This window comes from Zooshikella ganghwensis DSM 15267, assembly GCF_000428585.1.
Classification (GTDB): Bacteria; Pseudomonadota; Gammaproteobacteria; order Pseudomonadales; family Zooshikellaceae; genus Zooshikella; species Zooshikella ganghwensis.
The window spans coordinates 1-11026 of record NZ_AUAF01000145.1 but is presented as its reverse complement, the minus strand read 5'-3'; the positions used below and the strand labels follow the sequence as shown (position 1 = coordinate 11026).

Annotated in this window: 12 protein-coding genes; 5 read left to right on the top strand and 7 right to left on the bottom strand. The window is 42.7% G+C overall.

Annotated elements, in window-relative coordinates:
- The 7 genes from F607_RS0121270 to F607_RS0121235 all read right to left on the bottom strand — a co-directional run.
- Positions 1-1478: toxin VasX (locus F607_RS0121270; RefSeq protein WP_027709691.1), on the bottom strand; the 1478-nt coding region annotated here is incomplete at its 3' end.
- A gap of 627 nt (positions 1479-2105) precedes the next feature.
- On the bottom strand, positions 2106-2861 hold the full coding sequence (locus F607_RS0121265; RefSeq protein WP_027709690.1) for a hypothetical protein: 756 nt from the start codon (positions 2859-2861) through the stop codon (positions 2106-2108).
- A gap of 304 nt (positions 2862-3165) precedes the next feature.
- On the bottom strand, positions 3166-3738 hold the full coding sequence (locus F607_RS0121260) for an SLATT domain-containing protein (RefSeq protein ID WP_027709689.1): 573 nt from the start codon (positions 3736-3738) through the stop codon (positions 3166-3168).
- Entirely contained in the window at positions 3716-4597 is an 882-nt protein-coding gene (locus F607_RS0121255; protein ID WP_027709688.1) for an SMODS domain-containing nucleotidyltransferase, read from the bottom strand. Before F607_RS0121255 ends, F607_RS0121260 begins: the two co-directional genes overlap by 23 nt.
- A gap of 51 nt (positions 4598-4648) precedes the next feature.
- A complete protein-coding gene (locus tag F607_RS0121250; protein WP_027709687.1) occupies positions 4649-5257 on the bottom strand; it encodes a hypothetical protein in 609 nt (202 codons plus the stop codon).
- Positions 5258-5271: 14 nt separating this feature from the next.
- The gene (locus tag F607_RS30970; protein ID WP_051311716.1) at positions 5272-5673 is read right to left on the bottom strand and encodes a RusA family crossover junction endodeoxyribonuclease; all 402 of its coding nucleotides are present in this window, start codon (positions 5671-5673) and stop codon (positions 5272-5274) included.
- 400 nt (positions 5674-6073) lie between these two features.
- Positions 6074-8353 carry a bifunctional DNA primase/polymerase gene (locus F607_RS0121235; RefSeq protein WP_027709685.1) on the bottom strand — a complete coding sequence of 760 codons (2280 nt, stop codon included), beginning with the start codon at positions 8351-8353 and terminating at the stop codon, positions 6074-6076.
- A gap of 220 nt (positions 8354-8573) precedes the next feature.
- On the opposite strand from F607_RS0121235, the gene F607_RS30965 reads away from it, so the two are divergent.
- The 5 genes from F607_RS30965 to F607_RS30960 form a co-directional block, all read left to right on the top strand.
- Positions 8574-8996 carry a helix-turn-helix domain-containing protein gene (locus F607_RS30965; protein WP_038291992.1) on the top strand — a complete coding sequence of 141 codons (423 nt, stop codon included), beginning with the start codon at positions 8574-8576 and terminating at the stop codon, positions 8994-8996.
- Between the two features lie 118 nt (positions 8997-9114).
- Positions 9115-9492, top strand: a complete 378-nt coding sequence (locus F607_RS0121225) for a helix-turn-helix transcriptional regulator (protein ID WP_027709684.1) — start codon at positions 9115-9117, stop codon at positions 9490-9492.
- Positions 9493-9509: 17 nt separating this feature from the next.
- Complete coding sequence (locus tag F607_RS0121220) at positions 9510-10421, top strand: recombination-associated protein RdgC (protein WP_027709683.1); 912 nt, start codon at positions 9510-9512, stop codon at positions 10419-10421.
- Entirely contained in the window at positions 10421-10621 is a 201-nt protein-coding gene (locus F607_RS0121215) for a hypothetical protein (protein WP_027709682.1), read from the top strand. Before F607_RS0121220 ends, F607_RS0121215 begins: the two co-directional genes overlap by 1 nt.
- A 13-nt stretch (positions 10622-10634) precedes the next feature.
- A partial coding sequence (locus tag F607_RS30960) for a hypothetical protein (RefSeq protein WP_038291991.1) occupies positions 10635-11026 on the top strand: 392 nt, incomplete at its 3' end.

Here is an 11026-nt window from a genome sequence, read left to right as displayed (position 1 = left end):
CCTTTACCCTCAGCATCACCACACAGGTTTGCAACGCAGCAAAAATGGGTTTCATGTAAACGCTGTACATGCGAAAAAATGGTAATATCAAAATACCATGCTGCTTTATTAAATTTGGGTAATAAAGAGGCCCGATCTAAACTATTTTCTTCTTCTAATTCTGCAATACACTGAGCCAGTTCATCCGCATCATCCAAAAACACCTCCATTGCTTTCGTGCGGACCCGTTGTTCAATGCGAGGTACATTCCACATACTCACATCTTTATACATATTAAGTTTTGCGAATCGGTATTCTTCTACGGCTTGTTTATAGTCTTCATACTTACTACCATGTTTACGCTTTAACTTTTCCTCAATATGTGATGCTTCTGCATCCTTAGCATCTGCTTGAGCCATCATCGCTTGATAGCGCTTATACCAGTTTTGCTGTCTATTTTGATGGCTGCGGATTTCACTTTTTCTAAACCGAGTGGCTTTATGCCTGAGTAAAGTGGCTTCGTTTCTTAGCTCAGCGACCCGAGTAAATGCCTCTAAACTTTCCTGATCCAACTCATCAAGTTTTTGGTAGTCTTCACTTGTTTTTAAGTGGTTATTTAAGTCACCTTTCGTAATATGGTATAACCCACGAATAAATTGTCCTGAATGAAGTGCTTGTTTATTTTTTTCGTACCACTCTCGTTTTTCTCGATAAATACACTCGGCGTGCATATCCAGATCATGTAATACCCCTAGAATGTCGTGTAATACAAGCAGAGCAGTATTAAATGAAGTACCTTGGGTTTCAGCCAAAACTTTACCCTTGGAAGCTGGGGCAAGTGGCAAAGATGACCAACTAAAAGCTTCCCATTCGAAAGGTAAACTATGTTCTCGTTTAGCAGGCGGCTCAAGTTGCTTTTTACCAATAAATTCACTCAGCACATTGCTAATATCTTTTAATGGCACAAGGTGTTTAGCTCCTTTGCCAAAGTCATAGTCTTCAAGACTTACTCTTTGCATACGCTGGTAACGTAAGCGTGGATCGTTTTTTAATGCCGATATTGTTGAGCTGGACCATTCTATTTCTGAATAGGCAACATCAATAAATCCTTGTCGCTTGAGTTTAATCGGCTTTTTTAAAAAGCTTGGTTCACCAACACGTGCTTTTTGTTCCCAGTAACGAGACTGCTCACTTTCATGCTGAATTTCAAAAGATAGGAGTTCATCTGGCTTTAACGAGTGAAAAATGTATACAAATCCCTTACGTGCTAATCGTACACCTGTTGGCTTACTTAATGATTCGAAGTTAGGATTGAGCGCTGGGTGATTAACTTCTTTTTCAGCTAAGGCATACCGTGTTGGGTACAGGTAGATAAACTCCTCAATCACCGGACACAGGGCAACACCATTCACTGTAGCCCCATCCACAATTTCTGCACGGGCTTCTTCACGGTTAGCAGGCTTACCATATGGGCTATTATCCGGTGTATCACTACTCATTGTTTACTTCGATCCATACTGTATTAAGGTGATTAACTAACTGCTTTACTTCACTCAAAAAATGAGAAATAGTCAGACAAAGTCTTACCATGCCTACGCTTTTGCATGACATTCGGTGATCTCTAATAAAAATACACTGCGATTGGCACCCAGTTTCATGACTTCGCCTTACAACCAATAACTGGTCGCTATTGTAGGCGAAAGCCATGAGGCGCTAAGGAATGGACGTCACAAGGCTACGATCTGTTACAAGAGAGGATTTTAAAGGACCAGCATGCAGGGTGATGTGGGGAGCTGGCTAGGGCACCAGCTCTTATCTGATTATACATCTTTAAAAAAACTCAAATATTGTTGATACTCAAATATAAATGGACCAATCTCCTATTACCACCCTCGATGAAACTGCTCAAAATCAGACCATATTACAATTTCATCTCTAACTGTTATAAGACACCGGAAAAGCCAACAATCAGGTATACCACAAGTGCAGCAGTATAAAGTACATTTTTTAAATGAAGGATCACCTTCTTTAAATTCAAAGCTAGGAATGTAAGGTGAATCCAACAAGCAACTTGAAGGATACCAATAATCAGCAGAGAACCAAGAGATATAGTCACCAGCTAATTATTATGACTTTTTGATTTCTCTTTGAATGCCACCATGCCTTACTCTTTCCATAAAATCGGACTCTGGCATATACGCAACATTGTTCCGCATAATATCTTTAATCATTTTTATTGTCTTATTCGCATGACTTGTAGAGTAAAACCAAAACTTATAGCTTTTTAAATAATCTTCTAGACTAGGTAGAACATTGTGGGAAACCATGAAAATAAGTCGATTTGCTTCATGCTGTAGTCTATCAAGGTAATCAATATAGGTATTAAGGATATCAAGTTTCTCTGGTTCACTTTTCTGCAAAAATCCATCCATACTTTTGAGTTTATCTTTTACGAAATCATTTAATGATTTTCTTGTTGAATCGCTTCGGTATAGATAGAGAAGCGTGTCATACATCTGGACTAATTCAAGATTATCGTAACCAAGTTGCAACGTAAATTCGTTAGGAATATGGGAAAAGTCAGGGCCTGCTACTGTTAGGATATCGAACTCATCAATTAATAGCATTGTCTCTAATAGCTTTTGATCGCCTTTAACAATTCTATATGAAGCTTCTATATGTGGCTTGATTGTATGAATAAGCAAAATAAATTCAGACGAGAGCATACGCATACTCGAATCTAATATGTATGTAGCTGCATATATCTTCTGTTTGGTTTCCTTGACCCTTCTGTTCACAGAATTTATGTACATAATAATTAGAGCAGCCCCCATAGTAGAGAAGAAGGGCAACACTAATTTTGATAGAAAAAGTGACTCCATGTTTAACTTATCCAAGGGTCATAACTATTAATGAACGTCATTCTGACGTAAAACATTACGTCACTTTAATGTGGTTGTTCGCCAACTCTTTCAACAACCCAACAACAGCACCCAGCGCCCTTCCACAATACCCACTCAACACTTCCTGCATAGTGCCATACAAATGGCCATAATCACTCTGGAAATTCTGCTGAAGAATACTCGACTGTTGTAACCATTTACAATTCAAACAACACTAGCAGTGTCATTTATTGTGATTTTTTTACTCATAAGAGCTGGGTAGATACCAGCTCTTACCCGATTATTAGCCACTGTTTTCTGCCTTCCGAAGAGCAATTGGTAAGATAGCATCTATTTCTGCATCGCTGAATGTTAGTTCTTCAAGCTTTTTTAGTGCTTTCGTAGCATTTTTATAAGCTTTAGCAATAGTTCTTGGGGAGCCTTTATATATTTCCAACAATTTCTCTTGGAGATTGTCTCTATGCTTTCTAATTTCATCATTTTCTACACAGCCAGACCTTATATCCGTTAAAAGAGAGAGATAGGACTCCCTCATATTCCAGAGGTCTACTGCTGCGTCTGCATGCTTCTGGGCTAGTCCACCGAGATCATATTGCTTCACATAGGTGTTCAATACGGTTAGAACAAATGAAAGCACGGCTGAAAGAATACCAATTTCTTTAGATTGACCGAATACAGCAGCAATAATTCCAGTTGTTGTAATTGCTGAAATGATGATCTGCCAGAGTTTTATACGGTTGAGCCGTGTATTTAGTAAGTCAGAGCATTTTTCATGTGTTTTATGTGACCACGCAACACGACCAAAACATTCTCTTAGTTGTTCTTCTAAAACATTAGGAAGGGAATTTTTTTCCATAGATCTCTTGCCACTTTTGATTCGCTGAATACGTCATTTCTTCTTCTTCGTACTGCAATGCATTATTAGCAATGTTGTAGCAACGGAGTGCCTTGTATTCGAATGAACCCTTTCGCCATACATATTGGGAGCTGCCGGGTGCAAGCCAATAATTTTTGTTTGAATCTTGATTCTTTAGATATTCAAAAAAATCACGCGTCATCCAATCATAATAAACATAAGATTTATCTTTGTATTTCCACTGTTTCAAGAAATTATACGCAAGTGTATCGATAAGAAGGCCGCCTATAGGGACATCCCACTTATCTTTCCATGCTCGTGCCATACGACAAAGACGCTTTAAATTTTTATTCCACAGATTGTTAGTGCTCGTGATCTCCGAAATTTCCTCGCGCGGTTTAGTCACTTTCCATGAACCACCGTTATTACTGTCTGGGTAGGTATAACTTGAGCCATCTTTGTTAATAAAACCTGGGACAATCTCATAGCATATTCCATCTTTGAAATTAAGCTTTACAACTTGTCCGTCACCACTCACATGAGTAGTGGAGTAGGTTTTTTTAATGGAATCCTTTACCGCTTGAATAAGCGCAGACTGACCATTTCCATTGTACTTGTCATATTTCTCATACTCAGAGTATGGAAGCTCGACAATCATATCAATGTCACTTACATGTATATCAGTCCCTCTGCCATAAGAACCGACGAATAAACTGTATCTAGTATCGGAATCGATACCACGAAAATCAGTATTAACTCTTTTTGTAATCTGCTTTGCTCTACAGCAAACATTCAAGACAGTTGTATCGCTCATTCGTAAGGCGGTACAAAAATTAGAAAATTTGTCACTAATGCTCAAATAGAACTCCTTGCTTATAACAATTAATAAACGTCACTATAACGTAATACATCACGTCACTTTAATGTGACTGTCCGCTGATTCTTTCAGTAACCCAGCTACAGCACCCAACGCTCTCCCACAATACCCACTTAACACTTCCTGCATAGCCCCATACAGCTGACCATAATCCCGTTGAAAGTTTTGGTGATGAACACCCAACAGTTGCGCCCTTTTATAATCAGAATAAAACTCACCGGTCCATTGTTGGTGTTTCCGTTCCTCAATGGCAATATTGCACATCGTCACTAGCCGTATACATCGAATACGACTCCTGAGGTATGTATCATCCAATTGTTCCACCAACAGGGCATACAGTCGATCAGCTACACGTGACTTATACGTTTCCGTTTTGGTATGGTCTGGTGCATAGCAATACATTCCCCATTCCCGAATTGGCTTAGGCAATTTCGCCACCGCATCCTGAACAATGCCCTTTTCCAAACTCCGACCAATTTGGTCCAGGTTATCAACTGAACCATTCCCCTCGCACTGAACCAAAGGCTTAGCTCTCATACTCATAAACGCCTCATGCCAGGCCACTTTAGCCGAGCGCCAAGGTAACATCAGGTTAGGTCCATTTTTTTGCTGTGCAGGCTGATAGGCGTTAGTTGTAGCCATCTAATCCCCTCCCCTCAGTGAATCGTCGAGTTCAACGCTTCGTCTAACGTGTCGTAGGTTGGAATCCATTTCACGATGATCTGTCCCTCGTCGCCCCAATACTTACTCACGCGACCATCCCAGATATGGGCATCGTCCACGAACAAGGCATCCAATAACCCTTTCTCTAGATTATCCTTATCCGGTGTCGCTCTATGGGGCTGTCCTCGCATCTCCGCCCGTTTTTTCTTCGACCATGACTTGGGCATGGGTAACACGAAAATGAGATGATAGCCGCTCTCAGGCAATTCAATAGACAACTCCCGTAGTGCATCCTTGTACGCACGGTACTGCATGACACAGGGTCGTTGTTTCCATTTGTCTGCTCGGGTCATACGGGGCTTGGTGTTGGGTGTAATCGCGTAGGTCGTTGTCATTGTTATAAGACCTGTGTCGTAGATAGGCGTTGAGGGAAAAAAGAGAAATATTGCAGAAAAGTTTCGTCACTTTCGTCATGAGCTATGACGAAAGTCATGACAGATGTGAGTGAGTACTCAGTTAGTCTATAGATCAATATATATAAGTAATAATAATAAAAATAATATATAAATTTATACTTCTGTACCTTTTGACACCATAGAGACCCCCCTCCTATTTTTTGAGGCGATTTACGTAGGGGGTTCTTAGGGGCTATTTTTTCTGACGAAAGTCGATTTTTTCTTTTAAAATCAACGACTTCTTTTGTCATGGCCGTTTTGTCAAAAGTGACGAAAGTGAGAAAATTTCCTTTAAAATCAAGCACTTCTTTTGTCATTGGTGTTTTGACGAAAGTCCTTGTCATTCGGGACCTCCGGCGTTTTCCACCAGGGTGTAATGCACCCATGCTTGTCTTGGACGGCCACTGGTTTTTAAAGAAAGGAGCTGGGCTAGACCGCGGTTGAGGAAGGTTTTAAAAAAAGCCTCTTCCTGTCGTGGATCTAATTTTGAGAAGTTAGGATGACGAGCCATTTCTCGCTTCGTCAAACCTTTTTTGCCAGCCAGGCGCAAGGCCTCTTCGCAAGATTTTAGCAAGGTTTCAAAGCTCGATCCACCTACTTTTTTAATGACTGACTGGACTAATGCATAATCAAAATAAGTCACGTAATCCACCGCCCAATCCGTCACCTGTCGTGTAATCGTCTCGGCAAAGGGATCGACCGACAGCGCCAGAATTAACGCAATGCGCATGGCCTTTTCTCGTGTGCGCCCCAGCAGCACTTCAATACCGTACTGTTCCAGCTCATCCATCTTCTGAATGATTTCCTGGTCAAGCGCTTTTAATCGCTGGAGCGCGGACTCCTCGAACACGAGAATATTCTGTGCGGGCTTATTTTCCGGGGGCATATGGCTGGTTAAGTTACCAGCTAGATTCTCCCGAATAGTCGCCACCCACTTGGTAATGTTCTCGGGTACCTCGATTAGCCCAGGATCACTCGACACCTGTCGTTTTAATTGGCTCTCCATGACAATAAAGCGCCCGAGGAAACCATCTTTCACCAGCTCGGGAGATAAAGCACCGTAAAAGGTGCCTGGTGTCGTCAGTGCTAAAAGCGTTAACGCGGGATGCTTAATACACCGCTTGCGCATCTCCTCCGCCGCCTGCTTACTCATACCCATGGTTGAGTACACCGGAGGGTAAAGTGAAGACCCACATTTACTCCAGGCTTCGACCAGTCGGGTAATCGCCTCCGCTTTATGCGGATTCATTTTGTGCTGACTACCTTCCAGATACTTTCCAAACTCATCGATGATGCTGATATGGTTCGGTTCATGGAGTAATTCGCTGAACAAAGCACCGGATGACGTATAACCCGAGCCAGAAATTAATCGCCCATAACCTGATGCTTCTAATATCTGCTCCACCACATCCTTACAATGCTCTTTACCACTGGCCGACTTGGCAATGTTCAGGAAGTACAGCGACGAAAAATTCCCCTTATCCGTCTTGTAATAACGCCCGCATACCACACTGCCGAGTGCCAACGCACTTTGTACGGCTAATGCGGGCTGTTTTCGTCGTGCCGTCTGATTCGCAAACTGCACGACCTCACCCAATACACCCGGTATGTCGTATAAATGGCCGGGCATACCACCACTGTCGTGTAGTGATAGGTTACTCGCCTTGGCGGGTTCGGGCGGTGCCAGTTGAACAGGAATCACATCATGGGGATGTTTGCGTAAGTGAGTCATCACCGTACTGGCAATACAGGTATTTAACTCACTGGAATTTAACGGTGGACTGTTGCCGGCGTTCCAGGTATCCAACATCTGCTTTATGGTGCGCAGATCCATCCCTGAAGCAATATATTGGCCCGTTAACGACACAGCGGATTGGTTACGTGAGCCTTCACTCACCGCCTCACCACTGGCCTTCGGTTGGTAATCGGCTGTGCTAAAACCTAAGTTACCCTTCACTTCAGTCGTAGCTTTGGTTTTAGTGGCATCAGCCTTGGTCTGATTAATGACATGCCGTCCATTAAATTGCTGAATGGCTTGCAGATCATCTTCTGACAAACAAGGTAAGTCATCGATACTGTTAATCACCCAACTGGCGTCGTATTCCCATTCATAGCGGCTGCCATTAGCATGGGTTGAGCCTGGTGCGACAACATAACCGCCCAACCCCCTGATATCGATCTTGGAATGTGGATTGACTGAATTGCGAATTTCTACGTTGGGATTAACGGCGTAATAAAAATGTTTACCTTTTCCGGTCTTCACCTTCCACGGCGTTCGACCGACGGTGCCGGATTCCATAAACTGAACCGCTTCTTCAGAGTCGGCATCCACCACAATGACATGTGCACCAGTGACAATGGCCCAGTTAGCGCGAGGATAAGAGGCGGTCCAATAGTCCATATCTTCAAGCGAAGGCGTGACTTTTTGGTACTTAGCCCACGGCACACGGGCTTGTTTAGGCCACTCTTGCTGTGCTTTTTCTTTGTTTCCGTCAAAGCGTTTGTTGACAAAGTAAGGCGGTGGCGTTTCAAATGGTGAACCTAACGGGATAACGGTGAACCCTCTGTCGTAGGGTTCCCAGGCTGTTTCTTCAGTGATTGGTGGTTTATCAGCTTCCATTACTGGTTATTCCTGTTATCAATTGTTGACTACTCCCGTGTGAGGGGATAGAAGGAAACAACCGCAACAACTACATTAGAATGAGAGAAAACTTTTGGACTAGTGTGTAGCGGTTTGTAAAGCTAATAATGCGACACTGTAGACAGTTGTAGCTAACTAGTCAACACATTGCTTGCATTTTTGAAATTTTTATTTACATATACGTTACAATGAGTTTGACATGCAAGAGCTGGAACTATGGGAAAAAATCAGAAACTCACGGATAGAAACAGGTTTAACCCAGATTCAGTTTGCTCAAAGAGTTGGAGTATCAAGAGCTACTGCCTCTCGTTGGGAATCTGAAGACCCTTCTGTTAGACGAGGGCCACGAGTTGAGCATCTTCATAAGATTGCAGAAGTAACAGGCAAAGACTTAAAGTACTTTTTACCCCCAAACAGTAAGAGAGTGACTGCAGCTAAGGAAGCTTTCATTAAGCTGCAAAACGAAACCCAAGAGCCAGACCCAGAACAGATTCAAGCTCAAATTCAAGAAAAGCTTAGAACTTTAACTAAGGATTTCATGGACTTAGTTATTGATGGCAAACTACGTGAAGTCGAAATAGACCTCCTTCAAACCTTAGTGTCCAGCATTAAAAACAAATAGTCTATCAGACCATTGGGTCTAATAATAAATTACTTATGTAGCACTTGTTGACAGATATTCCCTTTTAGAGCGAATATATATTTACATTATGTAAATCGATCAAAAGGGAGTGTTACTCATGGACGACACGATCACCATAGGCCACTGGAAAGCCTACCTGAACAACCTTCAGCTCTCCCCACGACAAACGCTGTATACCTTTGAAGCGTTACATGGTCTATCGGATAAGGAAATTGCCCGCAAGTATGCGGTTGCCCCAGACACAATATCCAAAACCATTAAAGCCGCACTGCATAAACACTGTCTGAAGAATCGTACACAACTGGTTGCCGAGCTGATCCGGTCACGGGTGATCTGTCCGTTGTCCATGGGTATGTTAGCGCTGTCCTTGGCCCTCGTGCCGGCTTTTTCCGATGACCCACTCCTACGTAATCGAATCTACCGAACGCGTACTAACCGGTATGAGTCGATTGTCCCCACCCTGCATACAACATAAAACAAGAGGTGCACATCATGTGGTTTAAAAACGCAATATTTTTCCGCTGCGAACAGGTTGCCAAACTTGATCAGGCATTGTTAAACGAGAAACTAGGCGCTCAGGCCTTTAAGCCCTGCACGCCCCAACAAGCCGAAAGCTATGGCTGGGTTCGCCCCTTCGGCGAAGAGGCGGAACACTTTGCCGAGCATATCGGTAATTTCCAGTTGCTCTGCCTACAGAAAGAAAAAAAGATGCTGCCTAACTCGGTCATCAGCAAATACGTCAAAGAACGTATTAAAACCCTGGAAAAAGAACAGGGCGAGCCGGTTGGCAAAGGCGAAAAAGACCAGATTAAAGAGTCCGTTATTCATGAATTGCTACCCAAAGCCTTCAGTGAATACCACAGTTGGTATGTGTATTTAGACCCTATTAATAACCTGATTGTCGTGGACAGCTCCAACGTTAAACTGGCCGAGGAGTGTATTCATTACTTACGCATCACACTGGGCAGCTTAGCCACACAGCCCGTGGTCACGGAATATAAGCCCTGTGAAGTATTAACCTGCTGGTTGGCCCGCAGTGCTCCACTGCCTGAAGGACTATTACTGGACCAATGTGCTGAGCTGCGTTTTGTAGGGAGTGAAGACGCCGATATCGTAAAACTCAGTAAAAGCGATTTAGAGCTGGAAGAAGTCGAGCCGCATATTGCTGCTGGCAAAATGGTGACGAAATTAGGCTTTCACTGGACCGATTATTTGGCTGGCATCATCCACGATGACTTTCGCTTTACCCAATTAAAATTTGAATTAACCGACCAGGAAAAAGCGGAAGATTTTATGTCTCAGGCACGGGCCGATTTTATCTTAATGGCCAATGACCTCTCCCAACTCTATCGCAATTTTATTAAGTATTTCGGTGGTTACAAAAAAGACAAGGAGGCAGCCTAATGAACAATAATAACAAACAACCCACACCCGAAGAATTAGCCTTGGTGACGCTGGATGCTTATCTTGATGCGAACCAGCCTAAAACGTTTATTGATGCCATTAATCAATTAAAAGTACTACAAACGCAGTTAAGTACATTGAGCTTGAATTTACAACGCATTATTCAAGCCCCTAATACCGAGTCACTCACCGTTCATTAAAAGGAGAAGCATCATGGCTTGCTATGCCGTTTTCCAGCTACGGAACCCGGTTAAAGCAGTAACCACCGGATTGGTAGAACAGATTAATAAAGTACGGCCTTACTGGGTCACTGATCATTACTTAGTACAGTTTGCCTCACCACTCTACGAACATTATGAATATGTGTATGAAAATCCTCAGCATGTGTTAGTGCGGGTGGTGATTACTCATCAATCCAATCTACAGTATTTTTATATTTTATTTGATAAAGCCTCACACATGGTGTTGGTGGAAAATAAAGACGTTAACACTATTCCCGTCGATTTATTACAGGCCTTCCTCGCCCGTTATATGCCGTTCGATGTTGAGCATGTGGAATGTTTTTCCGATGTACTCGCCTTCGCGCATTATTATAAAACGTTAAA